This window comes from Shewanella aestuarii, from assembly GCF_014647215.1.
Taxonomy (GTDB): Bacteria; Pseudomonadota; Gammaproteobacteria; order Enterobacterales; family Shewanellaceae; genus Shewanella; species Shewanella aestuarii.
Genome location: NZ_BMOT01000001.1, coordinates 806,164 through 831,815 on the forward strand (window position 1 = coordinate 806,164; position 25,652 = coordinate 831,815).

Annotated in this window: 24 protein-coding genes; 8 read left to right on the plus strand and 16 right to left on the minus strand. The window is 41.0% G+C overall.

The features are described from left to right. Positions 1–18: 18 nt before the first annotated feature. The gene (locus tag IEY03_RS03505) at positions 19–858 is read left to right on the plus strand and encodes an ABC transporter permease (RefSeq protein ID WP_188839929.1); all 840 of its coding nucleotides are present in this window, start codon (positions 19–21) and stop codon (positions 856–858) included. Continuing rightward, entirely contained in the window at positions 855–1,757 is a 903-nt protein-coding gene (locus IEY03_RS03510) for an ABC transporter ATP-binding protein (protein WP_188839930.1), read from the plus strand. Before IEY03_RS03505 ends, IEY03_RS03510 begins: the two co-directional genes overlap by 4 nt. Positions 1,758–2,328: 571 nt before the next feature. Here IEY03_RS03510 and IEY03_RS03515 read toward each other — a convergent pair. The 3 genes from IEY03_RS03515 to IEY03_RS03525 all read right to left on the minus strand — a co-directional run bounded on the left by IEY03_RS03515 (position 2,329) and on the right by IEY03_RS03525 (position 4,443). After that, the gene (locus tag IEY03_RS03515; protein ID WP_188839931.1) at positions 2,329–2,535 is read right to left on the minus strand and encodes a cold-shock protein; all 207 of its coding nucleotides are present in this window, start codon (positions 2,533–2,535) and stop codon (positions 2,329–2,331) included. 259 nt (positions 2,536–2,794) lie between these two features. Further along, entirely contained in the window at positions 2,795–3,616 is an 822-nt protein-coding gene (gene rlmA, locus IEY03_RS03520; protein WP_188839932.1) for a 23S rRNA (guanine(745)-N(1))-methyltransferase, read from the minus strand. Between the two features lie 20 nt (positions 3,617–3,636). After that, positions 3,637–4,443: a hypothetical protein gene (locus IEY03_RS03525; RefSeq protein ID WP_188839933.1), complete on the minus strand. Its 807-nt coding sequence runs from the start codon at positions 4,441–4,443 to the stop codon at positions 3,637–3,639. 636 nt (positions 4,444–5,079) lie between these two features. On the opposite strand from IEY03_RS03525, the gene sbcB reads away from it, so the two are divergent. Then, entirely contained in the window at positions 5,080–6,495 is a 1,416-nt protein-coding gene (sbcB, locus tag IEY03_RS03530; protein WP_188839934.1) for an exodeoxyribonuclease I, read from the plus strand. A 63-nt stretch (positions 6,496–6,558) separates the two neighbouring features. After that, entirely contained in the window at positions 6,559–7,449 is an 891-nt protein-coding gene (gene cdd, locus IEY03_RS03535) for a cytidine deaminase (RefSeq protein WP_188839935.1), read from the plus strand. An 87-nt stretch (positions 7,450–7,536) separates the two neighbouring features. Here cdd and IEY03_RS03540 read toward each other — a convergent pair whose 3' ends face one another. The 10 genes from IEY03_RS03540 to yceD all read right to left on the minus strand — a co-directional run bounded on the left by IEY03_RS03540 (position 7,537) and on the right by yceD (position 15,341). Further along, positions 7,537–8,409: an NAD(P)-dependent oxidoreductase gene (locus IEY03_RS03540; RefSeq protein WP_188839936.1), complete on the minus strand. Its 873-nt coding sequence runs from the start codon at positions 8,407–8,409 to the stop codon at positions 7,537–7,539. Positions 8,410–8,440: 31 nt separating this feature from the next. Beyond that, positions 8,441–8,929, minus strand: coding sequence for an acyl-CoA thioesterase (locus tag IEY03_RS03545; protein ID WP_188839937.1), 489 nt, complete (start codon positions 8,927–8,929; stop codon positions 8,441–8,443). Between the two features lie 143 nt (positions 8,930–9,072). After that, entirely contained in the window at positions 9,073–10,311 is a 1,239-nt protein-coding gene (fabF, locus tag IEY03_RS03550) for a beta-ketoacyl-ACP synthase II (protein ID WP_188839938.1), read from the minus strand. Positions 10,312–10,504: 193 nt separating this feature from the next. Next, complete coding sequence (gene acpP / locus IEY03_RS03555) at positions 10,505–10,738, minus strand: acyl carrier protein (protein WP_011865403.1); 234 nt, start codon at positions 10,736–10,738, stop codon at positions 10,505–10,507. A gap of 163 nt (positions 10,739–10,901) precedes the next feature. Further along, positions 10,902–11,648: a 3-oxoacyl-ACP reductase FabG gene (fabG, locus tag IEY03_RS03560; RefSeq protein WP_188839939.1), complete on the minus strand. Its 747-nt coding sequence runs from the start codon at positions 11,646–11,648 to the stop codon at positions 10,902–10,904. Positions 11,649–11,657: 9 nt separating this feature from the next. After that, complete coding sequence (gene fabD / locus IEY03_RS03565; RefSeq protein ID WP_188839940.1) at positions 11,658–12,584, minus strand: ACP S-malonyltransferase; 927 nt, start codon at positions 12,582–12,584, stop codon at positions 11,658–11,660. A gap of 30 nt (positions 12,585–12,614) precedes the next feature. Continuing rightward, a complete protein-coding gene (locus tag IEY03_RS03570) occupies positions 12,615–13,574 on the minus strand; it encodes a beta-ketoacyl-ACP synthase III (RefSeq protein WP_188839941.1) in 960 nt (319 codons plus the stop codon). Positions 13,575–13,583: 9 nt separating this feature from the next. Then, the gene (gene plsX / locus IEY03_RS03575) at positions 13,584–14,612 is read right to left on the minus strand and encodes a phosphate acyltransferase PlsX (RefSeq protein WP_188839942.1); all 1,029 of its coding nucleotides are present in this window, start codon (positions 14,610–14,612) and stop codon (positions 13,584–13,586) included. A gap of 15 nt (positions 14,613–14,627) precedes the next feature. Beyond that, entirely contained in the window at positions 14,628–14,798 is a 171-nt protein-coding gene (gene rpmF / locus IEY03_RS03580; RefSeq protein WP_011636967.1) for a 50S ribosomal protein L32, read from the minus strand. A gap of 18 nt (positions 14,799–14,816) precedes the next feature. Further along, entirely contained in the window at positions 14,817–15,341 is a 525-nt protein-coding gene (gene yceD / locus IEY03_RS03585; RefSeq protein WP_188839943.1) for a 23S rRNA accumulation protein YceD, read from the minus strand. Positions 15,342–15,576: 235 nt separating this feature from the next. On the opposite strand from yceD, the gene IEY03_RS03590 reads away from it, so the two are divergent. Further along, positions 15,577–16,200, plus strand: a complete 624-nt coding sequence (locus tag IEY03_RS03590; protein ID WP_188839944.1) for a Maf family protein — start codon at positions 15,577–15,579, stop codon at positions 16,198–16,200. Between the two features lie 32 nt (positions 16,201–16,232). Here the strand turns inward: IEY03_RS03590 and IEY03_RS03595 are convergent, their stop codons facing one another. Further along, positions 16,233–16,880 (minus strand): HAD-IA family hydrolase, encoded by a 648-nt coding sequence (locus IEY03_RS03595; protein ID WP_188839945.1) that lies wholly within the window; start codon positions 16,878–16,880, stop codon positions 16,233–16,235. 43 nt (positions 16,881–16,923) lie between these two features. Then, entirely contained in the window at positions 16,924–17,880 is a 957-nt protein-coding gene (gene rluC / locus IEY03_RS03600) for a 23S rRNA pseudouridine(955/2504/2580) synthase RluC (protein WP_188839946.1), read from the minus strand. Between the two features lie 663 nt (positions 17,881–18,543). Here rluC and rne point away from each other — a divergent pair. Both rne and IEY03_RS03610 read left to right on the plus strand, forming a co-directional pair. Then, on the plus strand, positions 18,544–21,846 hold the full coding sequence (gene rne, locus IEY03_RS03605; RefSeq protein ID WP_188839947.1) for a ribonuclease E: 3,303 nt from the start codon (positions 18,544–18,546) through the stop codon (positions 21,844–21,846). A 193-nt stretch (positions 21,847–22,039) separates the two neighbouring features. Next, positions 22,040–23,596: a SulP family inorganic anion transporter gene (locus IEY03_RS03610; protein ID WP_188839948.1), complete on the plus strand. Its 1,557-nt coding sequence runs from the start codon at positions 22,040–22,042 to the stop codon at positions 23,594–23,596. A gap of 101 nt (positions 23,597–23,697) precedes the next feature. On the opposite strand, the gene IEY03_RS03615 is transcribed toward IEY03_RS03610, so the two are convergent. After that, positions 23,698–24,621: a bifunctional methionine sulfoxide reductase B/A protein gene (locus IEY03_RS03615; protein WP_188839949.1), complete on the minus strand. Its 924-nt coding sequence runs from the start codon at positions 24,619–24,621 to the stop codon at positions 23,698–23,700. Between the two features lie 170 nt (positions 24,622–24,791). On the opposite strand from IEY03_RS03615, the gene IEY03_RS03620 reads away from it, so the two are divergent. After that, positions 24,792–25,631: an isopenicillin N synthase family dioxygenase gene (locus IEY03_RS03620; protein ID WP_188839950.1), complete on the plus strand. Its 840-nt coding sequence runs from the start codon at positions 24,792–24,794 to the stop codon at positions 25,629–25,631. Positions 25,632–25,652 lie beyond the last annotated feature (21 nt).

Consider the following 25,652-nt stretch of genomic DNA (forward strand, 5'->3'; position numbering starts at 1 on the left):
AATCAAGAAAGGAATGTTATGAACAGCCTAGCAGTGTCATCGCCATCTGGAATCACACATATTTGGCAGTTGGCTAAATTTGAACTCAGCAAACGATTTAGTAGCCGTAGCGGAATTATTGCGTTAATTGCTTTTATTTTAGTATGGAGTGTTATCTTAATATACCCCATTAAAGAAGCATCAAATATCATCATGGAGCCAAGCTTTAAAGAGTTTATTGCAGCAGTTTTTGGCCCAACGACATTAGATCAATTGTTTAATTGGCAAGTTTCCGAATTCGCTATGTTTTGGGTTGCCGCGCTGTACTTATTTCCCATGTTCAGTATTTTTATATCCGCAGACCAATTCAGCTCTGACAAGCAACGTGGCACCCTTAGGTTTGTCAGCTTACGAGTGAGCCGCAATAGTTTGTTTTTTGGAAGATTTTTAGGACAGATATTCATCCAAGGCTTTTTAATATTAATCACTTTAATTGCGACCACTTTGTTAGTGATGAGTAGAGATACTGGATTATTGATGCCAGCAATCAACACAGCATTAATCATTTTCGCAAACTTGCTGATTGTTGTACTGCCTTATATCGCAACAATGGCACTGCTATCACTTATAGCGAATAGTGCTCGTCAAGCCAGTATTTTCGCCATTATTCTTTGGGTTATCGTTTCCATTATTATTACTTTGGTCAACGTCAAATTCCCCGGATTTGAAATGCTCAGTTATCTACTTCCTGGATCACAATTATCTAATATGGTTAACACCCAAGGTTTAGCAGCCTTTACTTATGCTCCAATCCCATTAATACAAACAGCAGTAATATTAATTATTGGCCGCATAGTTATGCAAAGGAGCGCACTATGAGCTTAATTCGATGTAAGCAACTGAGTAAAAGTTATGGTGGCAAGCAGGTTTTGTCTGAAGTCGACTTCATTTTAGAAGCTGGCTCACCTATTGCTGTTGTAGGCCCAAACGGCGCAGGCAAAACAACCCTCTTTAGTATTTTATCTGGTTATATCAAACCAAGCAGTGGGACTGTAATGATAATGGGTGAACCCGTTGGCAGCCCTAAACTACATGGGGTTTTATCTGCCTTACCACAGGATGCACAGCTTGATCCTGATAGCAGCATACTCAGTCAGTTACGCTTATTTGCTGAACTTCAAGGGATAAAAGGTAAGGCTGCTAAAAACGAAGCGATGAGAGTTTTGGAGTTAGTTGACTTAACTAAGGCAGCAAAGGCCAAACCTAAAAGTTTAAGTCATGGTATGAGTAAGCGAGTATCAATAGCGCAAGCACTAATTGGCTCTCCAAAATTAGTATTATTAGATGAGCCCACTGCGGGTTTGGACCCTGCTAATGCAAGGCGGATTCGACAAATTGTCGATGAACTTTCCGAGCACACCACATTTGTGATTAGTTCTCACAACCTCGATGAGCTTGAAAAATTATGTGATCAGGTAATCTATCTTGAGGAAGGTAAACTAAAACAATCCCTTTCAATTCAATCAGCGAAGGAGATTGATTACCTTACCTTGGTAATGAAGAAAGTCGATATGGCCTCGGTGCATCAAGCGTTGCTTGGGTTAACTAATATCACTAAAGTCACTCAAAGCACAGAACATCAATTTATCATTGAATACCCGACTCAAGTAAACTTTTCATTAGAGCAGCAATTATTTAATTTACTTGCGCAGAACCAATGGCAATATAAATCATTATTGAAAGGTAGAACCCTAGAAGACACTCTATTTTCATCATAATGTTCCAGTGTTCACAGTATAATTAAGTACATAATTGTATTGATATACCACAAACGGCATTCGCTTTAATGAGTAACAGCTTAGGCTGTTGCTCATACATCCTCACTCCTTATACGAAGTCTTTAAATTGATTTGTTGATACGAATAAATCCAAATATTTAGGGTTGCAGATCTGGCTTCAAATAACCTATCTCAATAGATTAAAGCTGCTAACATGATAACACCGAAAATGGCATATTTAACCAGAGTTATTCAGATCCAGTTGCCTAAACTTCAACGCCAAAATACCATTACTTAGAAAGCACTCCATGGCTACTGAATTGGCAAGTAATGAATGCAATGGGAATCGACAGATAACATTCATTTATCCGTATGGATATCATCAGGTAATACATATTGATCAGCAAATCACGTTAAATAAATCAAAAGCTGACTAACTGGTTTTATAGTCTGTAATTGTAGCAATCTGCTTTCAATTAGAAGGGAATATCTAGAGGAACACAAAAAAAGCAAAAAAAAACTGCGGCATGTGCCACAGCTTTAAGTCCATTCACCGAAGTGAAATAATAGCTTAAACGATAGTTACGTTTTCAGCTTGAGGACCTTTTTGACCTTGAGTCACGGTGAAAGAAACTTTTTGACCTTCGTCTAAAGTTTTGAAACCGTCAGAGTTGATAGCACGGAAGTGAACGAATACGTCTGGACCAGACTCTTGCTCGATAAATCCGAAACCTTTGTCAGAGTTGAACCACTTAACAACACCAGTAACTTGAGACATGATATAAATCCTGTAAATATAAATTAAAGCCTAAACGGCGGTAAAGCTGGAAAATGCCGGTATTACTTATGTTCACAGGACGAAACTGATCGTATTGAAACACAAAAAATAAGCCCAACCTTCAAGCTATGTAGACTATAAACCATTCTCAGAATAAGTCAACAAACATCATGTCAAGGTTCACAATTATTTAATGTTTAAACTGGGTGTTTATCTAAATTCATCAACACCTTATTGGTGTAAATACTCGAATGTCATGTCACATATGACGTCTATGTATCTCAATTTTAAAATCTAATTCACAATTTAATCCTTCATCCGCCATTCTTTGCTTTTGCAATTGAGTCAACTTCCAAGCATATGGTGTCATATTTAGCAGATGTTCAATATCATTCTCATCTGTTAGTTCAAGGTTATATTCAAGACTATGTTGTTTGACATATTCAAAACCGTCTAGCATTAATGGCTCATGCGGATGTAAATGCGGCTGTGCGTATATAACCTGCTTAATTGCAAAATGATGCTTAGGGCCTGGTGATACAGTAATTAGTATGCCGCCTGGCTTTATCACCCGCTGCAACTCTTCCACTTTTGAAGGCGCGTAAATACGGATAGCCAAATCAAAACTGTTATCAGCAAGAGGCATTTCAAACACACTTGCCACACAAAAATGCATTTGAGGGTATTTTTTTGCAGCATATTTGACCGCAGTTTTAGAGATATCTAATCCCCATAACTGACAATCAGCCTGAGTCTGCTTAATTTGATTAATCAACCTGTCACTGTAATAACCTTCGCCACAACCAATATCTAAAATATTTCTTGCAAGCGGCTGATAAGATGCTGCTAATTGATTTACTTGATCACTTAATGCTTGATAATAACCTTTGTTCAGAAACTCTCGTCTTGCGCGCATCATCTCTTTATTGTCGCCGGGATCTTTTGATTTCTTTTTTTGAACCGGCAATAAATTAACATAGCCTTCCTTAGCTGTGTCAAATTGATGATTGTTAGCACAAAACCATGTTTTAGTTGGAGTTTGATTGAGATTAAGCTGACAAATTGGGCAAATATAGGACATCAACAATTCTTTATAAGTAGTTAGTTTTCATCATCTGAAAGCTGATTAACCAGTTCAGTGACATCTGAAGGCGCAAGTAAATTGTAGCATTCGAGTTTTTGTTGCAGTTTTTCAATATCTAGCGAGGCTTCATTAGAGGCTCTTGATAAACTAGGACGTTCTAATGATTGATGGTAAGTTCGCATTAGCCATTGGCGCTTATTTTGCAATAAAAGATCAAGTTTTAACAGCTCAGTTGATACTCCTGGGTGTATTTTTCCTGACTCCCCTCGCATATAGTCAGCAATATCACGCCTGACGTGTTCAACTTCACTTATATGGAGAGCTAATGCAGTAGATGATTCTCCATGCGATGCTTTCTGCCCTAAGATGGTTTTGGCTACGACTAACACTTGAGGTTCACATAATAACCGCAAATCTTGCTCCAGCGGTATCAATTCAAAAGGCATATTTTCGATAACAGTAAAATAGACATCACCATCAACTTGCAAAATAATGTCAAAGCCTTTTTTTAGCTGCTCAATGCAAATTCGTGGCGCAAATGCCATTCTGGAATATAACCGAACACCTTGCCCAACGTGTCTATTTACATCAAATCTTTCAGCAACATGCTGCGTCTTTTCAAATTCAATACTCACAAACGACTGCTGCCGCAAAATCAATGTAGCCTCAACGCCATCAACTTGGCTAATGATCATTTCAAATAACGGATTACTCAGTGAAGCAAGCACAAGTAAATCATCGATATTATCTAATAAACGCACTTTTACTATTGTTGGCTGGTTTATCTGAATAACCCTTGGATGACTACAAATGTGTTGGTGCATTTAAACTCCTTTTGAGTCGTTTTGTAAAATGAGCATTAATTTGTTGTGTACAGCAAAACCTTGCTAAAAACCTTGCTGATAGAAGCGATTGATCTTCAGATATAAATTTACAGCTAATTTGTAAAATTAGATTGTAAATGAAGGTATTGTCTATCAATAAGAATTCGCTGTCACTGTAGGCACCAATTTCAGATACTGTCCTAAGAGGTCAGCTGACCGGTTCTTTTATACTCAAAGATACCCATTTATTGGTGAAGGTGTCATTGATTGTTCAGTGAATAAGATGGTCTAATTCGAACTAAGTTTGGCCAATAAAAATCAACACCCTCGGCTTGCAGTCGTAAATATAATAATCATTTTTTGCTTAATTCGAGTAAACAATAACACATAGGTTTTGTGATTTTTACCTAAAAACATTAACAGCAAACTTTTATCCATTAACAAAGAGTAAGTTAGGCTTTAATTAAAATGAATTTAAAATACATCGAAAAGAGTTATTAGTTTATACAAGCTTATCGGCAAATGTCATATTATCTGCACATTAAACTAGCAATCATCAAATGATAAATCTCCAACGACTTATTCCTGCACAAAATAATGCTAAGATAATACTATCATTAACAGAGAAATTACATTATGGCAGATGCTATCCAACCCACGCTTTTCTGGCACGATTATGAAACATTCGGCGCCAATCCCGCTAAGGATCGTCCATGTCAGTTTGCCGGCATTAGAACCGATCTTGACCTTAACATTATTGGCGAGCCAGAAACTTTTTATTGCCAAATTGCTCCAGACTATCTGCCCTCCCCTGAAGCAATATTGATCACAGGTATTACGCCGCAATTAGCCAATAATAAAGGCATGCCTGAAGCAGAGTTTATGCAGCGAATAAATGCTTTATTCAGTCTGCCAAAGACCTGTGTTGTAGGATATAACTCATTACGTTTTGACGATGAAGTCAGCCGCTATGGCTTTTATCGTAACTTTATCGATCCCTATGCAAGAGAATGGCAGCAAGGAAACTCGCGTTGGGATTTAATTGATTTAGTACGTGCTTGCTATGCTTTTAGACCCGATGGGATTACATGGCCACTAAAAGAAGACGGATCTCCAAGCTTTAAACTAGAACAACTGACGGTCGCCAATGGCTTAAGTCATGAAAAAGCGCACGACGCGATGTCAGATGTGTATGCCACCATAGCCATGGCAAAGCTCATTAAACAACAGCAGCCTAAGTTGTATGACTATTATTTCAACCTAAGACGAAAACAGGCTGTAAGCGATCAAATTGATGTACTCAAAATGCAACCTTTAGTGCATGTGAGTTCAAAAATCAGTGCGTTAAATGGCTGTACAACATTAATCGCGCCGGTGGCTTATCACCCAAGCAACAAAAATGCCGTCATTTGTGTTAATTTGGCCATGGATATCTCACCATTACTCGCCTTAAGTGCAGCTGAGATTTCTGAGCGAATGTATACTTCTCGGGCAAATTTGGCACCAGACGAATTGCCTATTCCTATAAAACAAATCCATATTAATAAATGTCCGTTTATCGGTTCGGCAAAGTTACTCGACGATGAGGTTACTTCTCGATTGCAGATTGATAAAGATTTTGCAAGAGAGCAGTATAAACGCTTGAAAAACAGCCCTGATATTCGTGAGAAATTGAATGCTGTTTTCGAAATAGAATCTGATAGGCCTGAAATTACGGACCCAGATTTGATGCTATATAGTGGTGGATTCTTCAGTCATGCTGACAAGGCTAAAATTGATATCGTGCGTAATACTCAAGCTCAAAATTTAGCCGCGCTGGAATTACAATTCGATGATCCACGTATTAATAGTATGCTATTTCGCTATCGAGCTCGCAATTATCCACAAACATTAAGCCATCAAGAAAGCCTTCAATGGCGAGAGTTTTGTCAACAACGCCTAATGGATGCCGATTATGTGATGCGTCTCGAAAACTTGGTTGAAGAAACCAGCGACAATGAACATAAACAAAAGCTATTAAAAGCCCTATACCAATACTTACAATCACTCTAGTATATTGATATTAGCCAAACACTTAAGTTCAAATATGAAGAGTTTCATCTAAGGACAAGGGAAATGCAAAACAGATTTATAGACAGTATTAGCCAACTTTCAAAACCATTATCATCGGCATTAGTACCATTATTACATGATGATTTTTGCGGTCATATCGATGCAAATCAATTATCTGAACTTATGGATAAAACAAAACTGACTGAGCAGGAGTTATTGCTTGCTTTGTTGCCAGTAGCCGCTGCATTAGCCAGCCCTAGCCTTAGTCAGTTTTTTGTAGGAGCAATTGCTAAAGGTGGCAGTGGTGATATTTATATGGGGGCCAATCTTGAGTTACCAGGAGAAGCTTTATTTCATACCGTTCATGCCGAACAAAGCGCGATTAGCCATGCATGGTTAAGCGGTGAAACCCACATTGTCGATATCGTGGTCAATTTCAGTCCTTGTGGACATTGTCGTCAATTTATCAATGAGCTTGTTGATGGCAGTAAAATCAATATTCACTTACCAGGCCAAGCGACTGCGCCATTAAGTCATTATTTACCCTATGCATTTGGGCCGACAGACTTAAACGTAACGCGTCCATTGTTATCGAAAAGCATCATTGAATTCAATTTAGAATCTAGCGATCCGCTCATTATTGAAGCTTTAGATCAGGCGGGATTGAGTTATGCTCCTTACACAAACTGTCATGCGGCGGTTGTTCTTGAAACACATGATGGTGCGACATTTTGTGGCAGATATGCTGAAAATGCTGCCTTTAATCCATCAATGCAACCTATGCAAATGGCATTGTCGAATTTAATTAGACATAATCGTGATTATAGTGACATTAAGCGCGCAGTATTGATTGAGTCTTCAAAAGGACAAATTAGCCTTGTTGGTGCAGCTATGGATGCATTACACACCATTGCGGCGATAGAGTTAGAACATATTGTGGTTGACCCTACCTAAAACTTAATTCACTCGCTAGCTTTAAAATCAACAAGGACTGCATAGCAGTCCTTTTTAATTTTATTGTCCACTACATTAACATCACAACTAGCGGTTTTTCTCTAAACGAGCTAACAAACTTGATGTATCCCAACGATTGCCTTTCATCGCTTGAACGTCAGCATAAAATTGATCAACCAATGAGGTCACAGGTAAAGTTGAGCCATTTCGACGAGCTTCATCTAAAGCAATACCTAAATCTTTACGCATCCAATCAATTGCAAAACCAAAGTTGTATTCACCTTGCCACATGGTTTTATATCGATTTTCCATTTGCCAGCTTTGCGCGGCACCCTTGCTAATCACTTCGATAACTTTTAAACCATCAAGACCTGCACTTTTCGCAAAGTGTAACCCTTCAGCTAAACCTTGAACCACACCAGCGATACAGATTTGATTGACCATCTTAGTTAATTGACCTGAGCCTACTGGCCCAAGTAACTCTGCGCATCGACTATAAGCCGCAATAATTGGTTTTACAATTTCAAATGCTGCTTGCTCGCCGCCCATCATCACAGTAAGAACCCCATTAACAGCCCCAGCTTGACCACCAGAAATCGGTGCATCTAAAAAGGCGATGTTTTGGGCTGCTAAAACAGCGTTTACTTCACGCGCAACATCGGCGGACGCAGTGGTATGATCGACTAAAACACTGCCAGGATGCATTCCATGAATTGCGCCATTCTCACCTAATACCACTTGACGTAAATCATCATCATTACCCACGCATGTAAACACAATATCTTGGCCAATAGCGGCTTCTTTAGGTGTCAGCGCGGTTTTACCTTGATACTCCTCAGCCCACAAATCAGCCTTAGCTTGAGTACGATTATAAACTGTCACTTCATGGCCTTTACTGACTAAATGTCCCGCCATTGGAAAGCCCATTACCCCTAACCCCAAAAATGCTACCTTAGCCATAACTCCCCCATAAGTAATTTGATATTTTCGATTATTCTACAATAGGTTTTACGTGCGCTTCCATTTCTGCGCCTATGCGTTTACGCATGTCCATTAGGCGAAGTGCAGAATCACGCAGTCGAACATCATCCTCGGTTTGTGGTATCCATTCTGGCACGCCAGTCGGTTTACCTTCGTCATCTACCGCTACCATGATAACAATACAGTGAGTCGTTAAATGACGTTCTGAATATTTAGGATCACCCGCTTTCACATCAATTGCTACGTGCATAGACGAAGTGCCGGTGTAAATAATTTTACCCGTAACTTCAACAATACTCCCAACGTGGATGGGCTTAACAAAACGGATCCCGCCTGCATATACAGTAATACAATACTTACCACTCCAGCCAGCTGCAGAAGCGTAAGCGGCTAAATCGATCCACTTCATTACAGCCCCGCCGTGCACCTTACCACCAAAATTGACATCAGCAGGCTCAGCTAAAAACCTCAGAGTAAGTTGTCTGTCTACACCAGCCATAATGTTTATCCTCGAAAATATGTTAATTGCAGTTTACGCTAAACAAACAAGGCAGCGAAATGGAAAGTTACGCTAAATTGTTTTCAGCCTATAAAAAAGGGAAGATTGCTATCTTCCCTTTCATCACTGTCACTCAATAAAGCTTAGATTTTTTTGAACAGTAATGAACCATTCGTGCCACCAAAACCGAATGAATTACAAAGAGCATAATCAAAGGTATGCTTGCGTGAGGTGTGAGCCACAAAATCTAGATCACAACCTTCATCTGGGTTATCTAAATTGATGGTTGGAGGAATATGTTGAGCTTGAAGTGCTAGCAAAGTAATAATCGCTTCAACTGAACCAGCCGCCCCAAGTAAATGGCCTGTCATTGATTTAGTTGAGCTCACCAGTAAATCATAAGCATGTGCGCCAAATACTGATTTAACCGCGGCGGCTTCTGCTTTATCACCAGCAGGTGTTGATGTGCCATGAGCATTGATATAACCAACAGCTTCTTTGGCGATGCCAGCATCATTGATAGCATTTACCATAGCTGCCGCAGCGCCTGCGCCATCAGCAGGAGGCGAAGTCATATGAAAGGCATCACCACTCATACCAAAACCTACTAGCTCACCGTAAATTTTAGCACCACGCGCTATTGCATGTTCGTACTCTTCCATCACCAATACGCCAGCACCATCACCAATAACAAAGCCATCGCGATCTTTATCCCAAGGGCGACTTGCGGCTTGATAATCATCATTACGTGTCGATAAGGCTTTTGCAGAACCGAAACCTGCGATAGCTAAAGGACAAGTTACATCTTCAGCCCCACCGGCAATCATCACGTCAGCATCACCATAGGCAATTGTTCTGGCCGCAAAACCAATATTGTGCACACCGGTTGTACAAGCTGTAGTGACAGCAAAGTTAGGACCTGTCATGCCATACATGATCGACAAATGACCTGATATCATATTAATAATGGTACTTGGTACGAAAAACGGAGAAACCTTACGAGGGCCACCATTAAGTAATGCACTATGGTTTTGCTCGATTAATGGCATACCGCCCATGCCTGCCCCAACAGCAGTTCCAACACGCTCAGGTCGCTCCTGAGTCATATCTAATCCAGCATCTTTAATAGCTTGAATACCTGCTGCGACGCCATACTGGATAAATAAATCCATTTTGCGAGCATCTTTTTTAGTTAAATACTGCTCAATGTCGAAGTTTTTAACCGAACCACTGAAGCGAGTACCGTATTCAGTAGCGTCAAATTTTGTAATTGGGGCTATACCGCTTTGGCCAGCAAGTAATGCTTTCCAAGATGATTCGACATCATTACCAACTGGAGTAACTAATCCAAGACCAGTAATAACTACACGACGTTTAGACATGATTTTCACCTTTTAAATACACTATGCCAAATAGTCTAGCAACGGCGATTAACCGAAAGGGGAAAATTAAGACAGGTTAACCTACTAGAACAGGCGTTTTTATATGGATAATTAATAAAAGCTTAATTTAAATGACAAAACTAGAAACAAAAACAGGCGACAATAAATGCCGCCTGTCTCTGTGAATTCTGGATTACTGATTCTTAGAAACGTAATCGATCGCTGCTTGAACAGTAGTGATCTTTTCAGCTTCTTCATCAGGGATCTCGGTATCAAACTCTTCTTCTAGAGCCATAACCAATTCAACGGTGTCCAGAGAATCGGCACCTAAATCGTCTACGAAAGAAGCAGCTGGTTTAACGTCTTCTTCTTTAACGCCTAGTTGCTCAATGATGATTTTCTTTACACGTTCTTCGATGTTGCTCATTAGTTCTCTTTCCTATTCAAATTACGCACTTGCGTAAGATTGCGAGTATTTTATTCGATTTAGATAACATTGCAAGCTTAGATTTTGTGGTCTAACCACAAAGATAAAAATTTACACTGTTTCTAACGCTGACTCAAATGAAGGCAGTTTCCTGCCTATCGCTTTAAACCATGTACATTCCGCCATTCACATGCAATGTTTCGCCTGTGATATAAGCGGCTGAATCTGAGGCCAAAAACAATACTGCATTGGCAATTTCTTGCGCTTGCCCTAAACGTTCCATCGGAACTTGCGACATAATAGCTTGTTGTTGCTCTGGTGTCAGCTCATCAGTCATATCTGTTTGGATAAAACCTGGAGCAATAGCATTCACTGTTATTTGACGAGATGCAACCTCTCTAGCAAGAGATTTAGTAAAACCGATTAAACCTGCTTTAGCAGCAGAATAGTTCACTTGGCCTGCATTTCCCATCGTGCCTACAACTGAACCGATACTGATGATACGTCCAAAGCGCTTTTTCATCATAGATCGCATTACTGGCTTAGACAATTTAAATAACGAAGTAAGGTTAGTGTCAATAATATCTTGCCACTCATCATCTTTCATTCGCATCAATAAATTATCACGAGTGATACCTGCATTATTCACGAGAATATCAACATCGCCAGCTTTTTCTTTGATCTGGCTATATAAATTAGCAACAGATTCACTATCTGTGACATTCAGCACAAGTCCAAAACCTTTATCACCAAGGTAATCTTGGATAGCTGCTGCGCCTTTTTCACTGGTAGCCGTGCCAACAACTACTGCGCCAGCTTGTACTAAGGTTTCAGCAATGGCTCGACCAATACCACGGCTAGCACCTGTTACAAGGGCAACTTTACCCTCTAAATTAAAGCTAATGCTCATTTTTATTCCTTACTCAGTTAATGCTGCAAATGAAACTACATCATTGACAGCTTGGGCTGAAACGGCTTTATTTATACGCTTTGTTAAACCAGTTAATACTTTTCCTGGTCCCATCTCAACAAGTTGGTTAATTCCCTGCTCTGCCATGAAAGTGACGGTTTCGCTCCAGCGAACAGGACAATACAATTGACGCACTAGGGCATCTTTAATTGCTTGGCTGTCTGTTGGCATAGCGACATCGACGTTATTAATGACCTTGATTACAGGCGTTGAAAAACTGATATTCGCTAATGCCTGGGCTAATTTATCTGCCGCTGGTTTCATTAACGCACAATGTGAAGGTACGCTTACAGGTAAAGCCACAGCCATTTTTGCCCCTGCGGCTTTACACGCAGCCGCTGCACGCTCCACAGCGTGTTTCTCTCCAGCAATGACCACTTGTCCTGGGCTATTGTAGTTAACAGGGCTTACCACGGCACCTTCGGCTGACTCTTCACAGGCTTTAGCAATACCTTCATCGTCTAAGCCGATAATGGCATACATAGCACCTGTTCCTGCGGGTACAGCCTGCTGCATTAACTGGCCACGAAGCTCAACTAACTTAACCGCATCCTTAAAATCAATGACACCAGCACACACAAGTGCTGAATATTCACCTAGACTATGACCCGCTAATAAAGCTGGAGCGGGCTTACCGCTGGCTTGATATGCGCGCCAAATGGCGACACTGGCGGATAATAAAGCTGGCTGGGTTTTATCTGTTTCATTTAACGATTCAACTGGACCATCTTGAATAAGAGCCCATAAATCATAGCCAAGCACTTCAGAGGCTTCGGCGAACGTTTGTGAAACCACGGCATGTTCTTGTGCTAAATCGGCTAACATGCCAACGGCTTGAGAACCTTGTCCGGGAAATACAAAAGCCACATTTTCCATTATTAATTACCTGTTATTAAATAAAATGAATTAGAAACGCACTAGCGCACTGCCCCAAGCAAATCCTGCTCCAAAGGCTTCTAAAAGCAATAATTGACCACGCTGAATTCGGCCATCACGAACAGCCTCATCTAATGCAATTGGCACAGATGCCGCTGAAGTATTACCATGCCTGGCTAAAGTTAATACCACTTTATCTAAACTCATATCGAGTTTTTTAGCTGTCGCATTAATAATTCTAAAATTAGCTTGATGTGGGACTAGCCAATCAATTTCAGATTTATCAACGTTATTAATTCTAAGTGTTTCTGTGACTACGTTTGATAATTGAGTCACCGCCACCTTAAATACATCATTGCCTTTCATGGTCATATAACCTACAGCTTCTGAAGATTCATTGGCTCTAGGTGGGAATGAGCACTTTAACAAATCACCCTGACTACCGTCTGCATATATGTGGGTATTAATAATGCCTGGTGTTTCACTTACACCAATCACAACCGCACCAGCACCATCACCGAATAAAATCACTGTCGAACGGTCGTCAGGTTCACACATGCGCGATAAAACATCAGCACCAATAACCAATACTTTCTTTGCTGCGCCTGTTTTAACAAATTGATCAGCTACCGATAACGCATAAACAAAACCTGAGCATGCTGCCGCAATATCAAAAGCAGGAATTTGTTTAATACCTAACATCGCTTGAATTTCACACGCCGCGGCAGGAAAAGCATTGGGCGCGCTGGTTGTACCGCACACAATCATATCTAATTCAGAAGGTTCAATACCGGCCATTTCGATAGCTTTGAGCGCAGCTTGATAGCCCATGGTGGATACAGACTCATCTGTGGCGGCTATGCGACGTTCTGAAATACCAGTACGGTCCTTAATCCATTGGTCAGTTGTTTCGACCATTTTTTCTAAATCTTGATTGCTGCGCACTTGCACAGGCAGATAACTGCCTGTTCCGAGAATTTTTGTATGCATATAATGAGATCAGCTATTGATGTCTAAAAGAATCGACTCCAAACGATCATTGATCATTTCAGGAAGACGACGTTTCGCTTCTGTTGCTGCTAAATTAATGGCTTGTAGATAGGCAGCTTCATCAGCGTTTCCATGACTCTTTACTACTATTCCGCGCAATCCTATCAGACTTGCACCGTTATAGTGGTCGGGGTTCATCTTGCTGAGTACTGCTTGTATGCGTGGTGCTATGAGTTTGGACAGTAAACGGACAAATAGGCCACTATTTAGTCCGCGCTTTAATTGGTGAACTAAAAGCTTAGCTATGCCCTCTGAAGTCTTTAAGGTTATGTTTCCGACAAAGCCATCACAAACGATGACATCTAAATTACCGGTATAGATTTCATCACCTTCAACAAAACCGACATAATTGACTTGTTCTGTGTGCTGCAGTATCTGACCTGCCTGCTGCACTTGATCATTCCCTTTTATCTCTTCAATGCCAACATTTAGTAATGCTACTTTCGGGCGTGACTTTTTGTGGATGGCTTCGCATAACACCGAGCCCATTACCGCGAATTGGAACAAGGTTTCAGAATCGCAAGCTACGTTAGCACCAAGATCTAATAAATAAACTGGTTTACCGGTGACTGTGGGTAAACAGGTTACTAATGCAGGACGATCAATACCTGGTAAGGTTTTTAATAACACTTTAGCCATGGCCATCAACGCACCAGTATTACCGGCACTGATACATGCAGCAGCTTTTCCATCTCGAACTTGTTCTAACGCAACACGCATTGAACTATTTTTTCGCGTACGTAAAGCATGCACAGGCCTGTCGCCCATGGTAACCACTTCAGTGGTATGGATCAGCTCAATACGTTTTAGAATGGATGGTTCAGTTGATGAAAGCAAAGGTTCAATATCAGCTTGATTGCCGATAAGGATAATGTGAAGTGAGGAATTAGATTTCAGTGCCTGCAAGGCTGCAGGCACTGTGACGTGGGGGCCATGATCACCCCCCATCACATCTAACGCAAGCGTCAGATCCGTCATCAGGTTGTCAACAAATTACTTGTTGATAACCTTTTTACCGCGGTAGAAACCATCAGCAGTCACGTTGTGACGTAGATGTAATTCACCGCTAGTAGCGTCTACTGATAATTGAGCAGTGCTCAATGAATCATGTGAACGGCGCATTCCGCGCTTTGAACGAGATTTTTTATTCTGTTGTACAGCCATTTGACTTGTCTCCTACGATTACTTGCTCTTCAGTTTTTCTAACACTGCAAACGGATTTGGACGCTCCTCATGAGCGGGGTCGATCTCGCCTACAACTATGTCTTTTGATCCCGAACTGCAATCTGTATCTTCATGCATAGGGATAATCGGCATAGCGACTATCAATTCATCTTCAATCAATTGATGCAGACGTACTTCACCAATTTCATTACACTCAATTGGATCATACGCATCCGGGAGCTCATCGATTTCTGTTTCATTCTTACAAGGACTGAAACAAAAGTCGACCGTAACCTCAGTAGCATATTGTGTCATGCAACGTTGACATAGCAGAGTGAGCTCCGTCACAGCCTTCCCGCGAAGGTAGACTATCCCCTGTAAGTCGACACCACATTCCAACGACACAACTACGTCGGAACAGTCGCCGGCACATAACTCATTTAATCGCTTATTATTACTGCTAGGAACAATGCCTTCATAACGAAGACCGCTACTCGCAGCACGAAAAGGATCAATTGAAACCGGTATCTTTACTGTTTGCATAAGGCGCGCATATTATAGTTTGAAAACGCTGGAGTCAAAGAAAATTTCTGCAAAATGCAGTTAAACCAACCCGAGGGTGTGTCCAAGTTCTCAATTACTACCAACATTGAATTTGAATGATGGCAAATTTTACCGAACAGTCCTAATAGACACAAGCATTTGCAGTGCTTATTTAGCCCATTTAAGCGATTAATGTTAAACTTTACGCCACCAAACACTTGTTAGATAAGAATTCATGTCAAAATCCTTAGTACTTGCCTCTACATCTATCTATCGCCAACACTTACTAGCCAAATTAAATCGCCCTTTTATATCGGTCAATCCCAATATCGATGAATCCCCAATACAAGGCGAAACAGCAATACAACTTGTTGAACGTCTTGCCCAGCTAAAAGCATTAGCGGGTAGTGAGTTAATTCCAAAAAATATCGATAAACACAACCAATGTGTTGTTATTGGCTCTGATCAAGTTGCAGTGATTAACGGTAACATTGTTGGTAAACCACATACTGAAGCCAATGCCATACAGCAATTGCAGTTAGCCTCGGGACAGGCCATCACCTTCTACACAGGTCTTGCCGTTTATTGCCCAACAACAAAATCGATGCACAGCTGTGTCGAACCTTTTACGGTTCATTTTAGGCAGTTAACTGACAATCAAATTCATTACTATGTAAAAACCGAACAACCACTTTATTGCGCAGGTAGTTTTAAAAGTGAAGGCTTAGGTATTGCGTTATTTGACAAGCTTGAAGGTGATGACCCCAACACTTTGATAGGTCTGCCATTGATTAAGTTGATTAATCTATTGGCTTTGCATCAGGTTGAGGTTTTAGCGGAAGATGGAGCTGCTAGCTGACGATTGTATGCGCCATTATATACAAGCGCCATTTAAAGATGAAAAGCGAGTTTATTAACATTATCAACAATGGCTAATGGATTCGCTGTTTGTAACTGCTCAACCAGATTAGCACCATAGCTAACACCGATTGCTGCAATGCCCGCATTATTAGCCATATTTAAATCATGCACTGAATCACCAATCATCACCGCGCGATGTGCGGGAACATTAAACTCGGATAATAAAGAATGAATCATTAAAGGATCGGGTTTGCTATTTGTCTCATCAGCACAACGGCTAGCCGCAAAATAATGCCCCATACCACTTTCGACTAACACTCGGTCTAACCCTTGACGCCCTTTGCCTGTGGCTATTGCTAAAGTGTAGCCATTATTTGAAAGCTGCTGCAACAGAGACTCGCTGCCTTCAAATAAAGGACTTATCGACTTTGACGCTAAAAAATGCTGTCGATACCGTTCAACAATTTCATCGTGACGATGGGAAATATCACCGAATAACAGATGCAATATTTTGGGCAATGACAAACCAATCAAATCTCTGATCGCACGTTCAGTTGGAATGTTAATAGCCAAATCATGTGCCGCGGCCTGCATACAACTCACAATGGCACCAATGGAATCCATTAAAGTGCCATCCCAATCAAAAATGATTAAATCATATTTGTTTTGCAATGCCATAAGTTTACTCTTAAATTAGTGGCTCAATTTGCTGCTAAAATCATTACACTTTTTTAAGTCTATCGAGTGTTTTAACAAGCACATCATCAAGTGGCGCACTGACTTGCATCGTGGTGTTTGTTTCTGGATGAGTAAACTTCAACTCTGCCGCATGCAGAAACAAACGGTCTAAGCCAATTGCCCGCATACTGTCATCAAACTTCTGCTCGCTGTATTTTTCATCACAGGCAATAGCATGCCCTGCAAATTGACAATGAACCCGGATCTGATGAGTACGGCCTGTCACGGGACTCGCTTTCACTAAAGTCGCTCCGTCAAAACGCTGTATAATTTTATAACGGGTTTCAGACTCTTTACCTTCGGCGTTAACTCTGACAATTCGCTCACCTGATTTTAAGGTGATTTTTAATAACGGCGCTTTTATTACTTTATCTTTTGCCTGCCAATCGCCTCTCACTAATGCCATATAATCTTTTTGCATTGTTTTACTGCGTAACTGTTCATGCAGATGTTTTAATGCACTTCTTTTTTTAGCAACAAGAAGGACACCCGAGGTATCTTTATCTAGGCGATGAACTAACTCTAAAAACTTCTGTTGTGGTCGCAAAGAGCGTAACCCTTCAATCACACCATAATCAACACCACTCCCACCATGCACTGCAATACCTGCAGGCTTATTTAAAACAATAAGATGCTTGTCTTCGTGAATGATGCGGTCTTCTAACTGTGACACCCGTGATAAATTTGGAGAAGGTGCTGTGCGATGATCTTTTTCCGCCACTCTGACAGGTGGAATACGAACAACATCATCAATTTGCAGCTTATATTCTGGCTTAATGCGTTTTTTATTTACCCTTACCTCCCCTTTACGCACAATTCTATAAATCATGCTTTTAGGGACGCCTTTAAGTTTGGTTAATAAAAAATTATCAATGCGTTGTTCAACATTATCTTCGTCAATTGTAACGAGTTGAACTTGGGGGGTAGTTTCAGTATTCATGATGCGCCAATTTGTGAGAACGCGGCTATTGTAACTTATTTCAATAAAATTTGGCTATTAAAGCTGTAACTGATGGAAGCAATTTTAATAACAGTTCAAGTGAGATGAAAAATAACCACATTTTAAAAGATTACCGGCTTTTTATTGCTGAACTTAGCTAATGTTGCTATATTTGCGCATTGGATGAGGACAAACAGTGGATAAAGTGTTCACAACCTCATGCATTAATGAAACTCAGCGCAATTTACACATGAACTTTATCGGTAGCAAACCATTGATTTGCAAATTATAAACTTTTGAAAACGTCAAAAGTACGTGTTTATAATTAAACCGTAAGTTTCATCTTAAAAAAATGTAAAAACTGCCTGATTTCACCGCCAAATTCGAACAATATTTTAGCTTGTTATCAAACAACCGATTCGATTAGGCATTACCGGAAAAAGACTGATATTTATGGGGTTGGTTGCTCAGCAACGGATTCCTTGTTTTTGTAAACACTAGAAAATAAGCCATAAATTAGGCCGCGACACGCAGAGAATGCGTCTAACAGTCGTACTGCGCGCCTAAATTGCCTGTAACAAGCCGTGAGGCTGCTAAATTATTCGCAGGCCCGTAATGCAAATAATTGTTGTTTGATGACCTTTATAGAAGAATGATGTCATCATGAAACGTATGTTAATTAATGCAACTCAATCAGAAGAGTTGCGTGTTGCCCTTGTCGATGGACAACAATTGTATGATCTGGATATTGAAAGCCCAGGCCATGAACAGAAAAAATCAAATATTTACAAAGGTAAAATCACCCGCGTAGAACCCTCTTTAGAAGCTGCTTTTGTTGATTATGGCGCTGATCGCCATGGTTTCCTTCCTTTAAAAGAAATTGCCCGAGAGTACTTCCCTAAAGGTTACTCTTTCCAAGGTCGCCCAAATATCAAAGAAGTGGTATCTGAGGGCCAGGAAGTTATCGTTCAAATCGATAAAGAAGAGCGTGGCAACAAAGGCGCTGCATTAACCACTTTCATCAGCCTTGCTGGTTCTTACTTGGTATTAATGCCAAATAACCCTCGTGCTGGTGGTATTTCTCGTCGCATTGAAGGTGATGAGCGCACAGAATTAAAAGAAGCTATCTCTGAACTGGAAGTCCCACACGGAATGGGCTTAATTGTTCGTACCGCAGGTGTCGGTAAAGAAGCAACTGAGTTAAAGTGGGACTTAAAAGTTCTACAACATCATTGGGATGCAATTCAAGAAGCGGCTCAAAGTAAGCCTGCGCCTTTCTTAATTCATCAAGAAAGTAATGTAATTGTTCGTGCTATTCGTGATTATTTACGCCGTGATGTGGGTGAAATCCTAATCGATCACCCTCGTATATACGAAGATGCTAAGCTGCATATTGGCCTAGTTCGTCCTGATTTCGTTGAACGGGTAAAAATGTATCAATCTGAAGTGCCGCTTTTCACTCACTTCCAAATTGAGTCTCAAATTGAATCAGCTTTTCAACGTGAAGTACGTCTTCCTTCTGGTGGTTCAATCGTTATTGACCCAACTGAAGCATTAACTTCTATCGATATTAACTCAGCCCGTGCCACTAAAGGCGGCGATATTGAAGAAACGGCATTAAACACCAACCTTGAAGCCGCTGATGAAATTGCACGTCAATTACGTTTACGTGATTTAGGTGGTTTAGTCGTTATCGATTTCATCGATATGACTCCAGTGCGCCATCAACGTGAAGTTGAAAATCGCATGCGTGATGCGGTACATCATGACCGTGCTCGTGTTCAACTAGGTCGAATTTCACGCTTTGGTTTGATGGAAATGTCACGTCAACGTCTACGTCCGTCATTAGAAGAGTCAGCGGCGCACTTATGTCCTCGTTGTCATGGTCAAGGCACCATCCGTAGTACCGAATCTTTAGCACTGTCTATTTTGCGTTTAATGGAAGAAGAAGCCATTAAAGAGCATACCACTCAAATCGAAGCGATCGTGCCAGTTGATGTAGCAGCGTTTTTACTTAACGAAAAACGCAAAGCCATTCGCATCACTGAAGAGCGTCACGAAGTTGAAGTGTACATAATTCCTGATGCGCACATGCAAACGCCTGAATACCGTGTTATCCGTCGTAAAAACGATGATGAGATCACTGAATCGAGCTTTAAGCGAGTTGAAGCGCCTAAGTCTGAATTGTATGAGCCTCGTAAATTAGAACGCACAGCTGTGCCTGAGCCAGCATTAAAAGGTTTTGCTGCACCACAAAAAACCGTTGAAGCCCCACAAGCGGCAACAAGCACACCAGCAGCAAGCGCACCAGGATTATTTAGCCGTATAGTTTCTGCTATCAGCGCGTTTTTCAGCGATGATACTGCTGAAACAAAAGAAAAGCCGGTTGAGAAAAAAGCGCCACAGGATCGAAACAATGCACGTCGTAATAACCGTCGTAATGACAGTAGCGACAATCGCAATGAAGGTCGTAACGATAACCGTCGTAAGCGCACTGATAAAGATGCATCATCAACTGAGAACAAAAACCCACGCAGTCGTAATAAACGCAATCGTGATCAGGATGATGCTAAGCAAAATAACAAGACTGAACAGCAAGTAAAAGTGGCTAGTGACGATAAACGCAATGCGCCAGCAACTGCTGAGAAAACGCCAAAGCAGGAAGCTGCTCGTGAGCGTCGTCAACGTCGTAACATGCGCAGAAAAGTGCGTATCGAAAATGAACAAACCCAAGATGATGCAGCGTTAAATGTTGCTGAAAAAAATGATAATAAAGTTGCAAAACCAACCACACCGGCTAAAGACACTCGTAAAGAAGTCAAAGCTAAAGATGTTGAAAGTGCCGAGATAGTTGAAGCCAAAACAACGAGTAAAGATGTTGAAGCAAAAGAAGCTAAGCCAGCACGCAAGCGTCAACCACGCAAAGAAAAAGTGGCTGAAACTCAAACGACTGACACTGCCGAAGCAACTGATGAAAATAATGCTGTAGAAGCGGCGGACGAAGTTGCATCAACAAGTGTTGCATCAACAAGTGTTGCACCAACTACTGAAACCGTCACTCAGGTAGCATTAGAAGATAACGTCAGTACAACTGATGCAGCAACTGATGCAGCAACTGATCAAGATGAATCGGACGATGATAAGCGTGATGGTCAACGCCGTAGTCGCCGTAGTCCTCGTCACTTACGTGCTGCTGGACAACGTCGTCGCCGTGATGAAGATGGCTCGGCATCTGATGCTGCCCCCGTATTCACTCCAGTTGATGAGCTAGATAGACAGTTAACAGAAGAGTTAGCTCAATCCGCTCCAGAAGCTAAAACAGTAATTAACACTGCTACATCGACTGAAACCGAAGTGACATCAGCGCCTGTAGAAGAAGCGGTTCAACCACAAGTTGAAGTCGTTTCTGCTGAAGTTGAGGCTAAAACTGTTGCAGTAGAAGATAAAGTTGAGACTATTGCTGCACCTGTTGTTGAAGTTCAATCAGAGGCTAAAGTAGCGGTAGAAACGCCCGCTGCAGCAGTGACTGAAAACATTGAAACTGCTGCGGTTGTTGAAAACGTAGAAACTAAGCCTAAGAAAGTAGCTGCAGAAGTTGAAGCGCCAGTTTCAGCACCAGTGAAAGCAGTAGAAGTTATTGTTGAAGCCAAGGCTGAAGTTAAACCGGCTAAAACTGTCGTTAACGCACCAATGGCAAAACCTGCGGCAATTGCTCGTAAAGTTGTCGATAAAACAGCTGAAGCGAAAGTTGCAGCGCCAATTGAGCCAAAAGCTGTACCAGCAAAACCTGCCGGCAACAGTCGCTTTGGATCTATGGTAAGTTCAACAACAACGAAACCCACTGTGGAAGTTCGTCAGCAACAGGCTGTACCACAAGGTAAGAGCTATGCAGAGGCAGAAAAAGCGGTTGCGGTAAAATCAAGTTTTGCCAATAGTGCCAGTGCTGAGATGACTAAACCTCAATAATCAGCGCTTAAGCTAGAATCAAAAAGCCATGCTAATGCATGGCTTTTTTGTTTTTAATCGCTTTGAAACGACTCAAAATGCTATTGCTTTGTTATTAATTGCCACCCATATCAGATTTTGGGTTTAGAACTGGTATGATTTTTGTTAAGATCGCGGCCTTAATTATCATTAAAATAATCTTAATAGAGGCTAAATGTTCGATATTATTCGTCATAAAACTGCCAGTAGTAAGGCTGATGTTTTATCAGGCTTAACTGTTGCTCTCGCGCTGATCCCAGAAGCTGTTGCATTCGCATTCGTTGCACATGTTGAACCCATGGTCGGGTTGTATGCTGCATTTATCATGGGCTTAATTACAGCGCTTATTGGCGGGCGACCGGGGATGATTTCAGGTGCCACTGGGGCTATGGCGGTTGTCATGGTATCGCTTGTGGTTGAACATGGAGTGCAATATTTATTCGCCGCCGTGGTGCTTGCCGGTATCATTCAAATATCGGCGGGGGTATTTAAACTCGGAAAATTTATCCGTATTGTTCCCTACCCTGTAATGATTGGTTTCGTTAACGGTTTAGCCATTGTGATCTTTTTAGCCCAGTTAGGGCAGTTTAAAGTCAAAGATGCTGCAGGTAATATGGTTTGGATGGCCCAGGAGCCATTGATGATCATGATTGGCTTGATTCTGCTCACTATGGCCATTATTCATTTTTTACCTAAAATCACCACAGCTATCCCTTCCTCTTTGGTCGCAATTTTAACTGTAACAGCCATAGTTGTTGGGCTAGAGATGGATACTCGTAATGTATTGGATTTTTTAAAAACCATGAGTGGTAATGACGCAGCGACTATTGCAGGTTCTTTACCTAGCTTTTCAATTCCAAGCGTGCCATTTAACTTTGAAACCTTATACATTATTTTGCCATATGCCTGTATTTTAGCTGCTGTTGGCCTAATTGAATCATTACTGACATTAACTGTGATTGATGAAATGACCAATACCCGAGGACGTGGTAATAAAGAATGTGTTGGCCAAGGTGTTGGTAACATTACCAGTGGCTTCTTCGGAGCTATGGGTGGTTGTGCCATGATTGGTCAGTCAATGATCAACATTAACTCTGGTGGTCGTGGTCGTTTATCAGGCATTACCGCAGCGCTTGCACTATTAGCATTTATTCTATTTGGCTCAGCATTTATTGAAATCATCCCGCTTGCAGCATTAGTTGGCGTGATGTTCATTGTGGTACTAGGTACGTTTGAGTGGGCAAGTTTTAAAGTAATGCGCAAAGTGCCTAAACATGATGCTTTTGTAATTGTACTTGTGACCACAGTGACCGTGTTTACCGACTTAGCTTTTGCGGTATTCGTGGGGGTTATTGTGTCGGCGCTAGTATTTGCTTGGGAACATGCAAAACATATCAATGTTGATATCAGTGAAGATGAAAATGGCTGGAAGGTTTATCGCTTAAACGGTCCATTATTTTTTGGTTCCGTTGCCCATTTTCTCGAGCTGTTTGATGCACAAAACGATACTCAGGATGTGATTGTTGACTTCCAAAACTCTCGTGTTGCTGATCACTCGGCATTAGATGCAATTGATACCTTAGCAGAGCGTTATGTTAATGCAGGAAAACGATTACATCTTCGTCATTTGAGTCAAGATTGTGTGGCCTTATTGCATAAAGCCGGTGACTTAGTTGAAGTGAACTTAATTGAAGATCCACATTACAAAGTGGCTGACGACAAACTGGATTAAATCTGATAACAACGTATCCGATTTATGCTCATTTAGTTAACCATCAAAAGGGTGGCAGTATTGATACTGCCACCCTTTTTATAACTTCATATTGATGCTATTTATCGCTTTAACTTATCAGCAAACAAGGCTTTGAACTTGTCAAACTTGGGTTTTACTACCATCTGGCAATATGGCTGCTCACCATGCTTTGCAAAGTAATCATCGTGATAATTTTCCGCCGGATAAAAGGTCTCAAATGCGCAAACTTCCGTTACGATAGGATCTTTCCATACTTTTGCATCTTGCAAGGCTGAGATCATATTATTTGTTTTGTCTACTTGATCTGCCGTATGGGCAAAAACTACCGAGCGATACTGTGGACCTTTGTCATTACCTTGCTGATTTAGGGTAGTCGGATTGTGGCTTTTAAATAACACTTCTAAAAGTTCGTCAAACGTAATCAGAGCTGGATTAAATGTTATGTGTACCACCTCAGCATGGCCTGTACGACCAGAACAAACAGCATCATAATTTGCATGCTTTTGTTCCCCTCCGGCATAACCTGATTGCACTTTTTCAACCCCATTTAATGCTGAGAATATCGCTTCTACACACCAAAAACAGCCTGCACCAAACGTAGCTTGTGCTAACGGAGTGATTTCACGTTCATTTATCGTGTTTGATTCACTTGAGCTTGCTTCAAACACCATAGAAACAGAATTAACACAATGGCGTATATTATTTGGTGTGAGTCTTTCACCCTCAAAAACATGACCTAAATGGCCGCCACATTGATGACAGGTAATTTCAACTCTTTGACCATCTGCATCAAGGGTTCTATCGACCGCGCCTGCTATTTCATTATCAAATGCAGGCCAGCCACAGTGTGCATTGAATTTATGTTCGCTTTTATATAAGGGCGCTAGGCATTTCTTACAAAGATATAAACCTGTAGCGTCGTGATCAACATATTCACCAGAAAAAGGCCTTTCTGTGCCTTTTTGTTCAATAACAAACTTTTCAAATTCAGTTAATGTTTTCATCTTTTAATTTACTCTCGTCAACCCTATTCCAACTTAGGCTATTCTACGTTAGTTAAAATCAATTCGTTCACTTTAAAGACCGTTAAAACATCCAAAAAATTGCAGCATTTGCTAGCAAGGGTTAACATTGCAATGGGTCAAAACAAATATGAAACCAATAAGAAACTAAGATGAAACTAGAAACCATTGATTATCGTGCTGCTGACAGCGCACAACAATTTGTAACATCATTACACGAAACAGGTTTTGGTGTGTTATCAAACCATCCTATCGAACAAGCTTTAGTCGAAAAAATATACCAAGAATGGTATGCCTTTTTTAACAGCGACGAGAAACAAGCTTATCTCTTCAAGCCGGAAACTCAAGATGGTTTTTTCCCCGCGTCAATTTCAGAAACAGCAAAAGGCCATAGCGTAAAAGATATCAAAGAATATTTTCACGTTTATCCTTGGGGCCGTATTCCCGATTCACTTCGCGACAATATTTTAGCTTATTACCAGCAAGCTAATGCTTTTGCGGCCGAGTTACTTGGGTGGATAGAACAATACTCGCCTAAAGAAGTTGCTGATAAATATTCGATTCAATTATCTGAAATGATCAATAACAGCCAAAAAACATTACTGCGTATTCTTCATTATCCACCAATGAGCGGCAATGAAGAATTAGGCGCAATACGTGCTGCAGCGCACGAAGATATTAATCTTATCACTATTCTGCCCGCAGCTAATGAACCCGGCTTACAAGTGAAAAACAAATCTGGAGAATGGATGGATGTGCCAAGTGACTTTGGCAATATCATCATTAATATCGGCGATATGTTACAGGAAGCCTCTGGCGGTTACTTCCCATCGACTTCTCACCGAGTCATTAATCCTGAAGGTACAGATAAAACCAAATCACGTATTTCACTGCCTTTGTTCCTTCACCCAAACCCTGAAGTCGTGCTGTCGGAGCGTCATACCGCTGACAGTTACTTGATGGAACGCCTTCGTGAGTTAGGGGTTATTTAAACGTTTAAACCAATCAAAGCG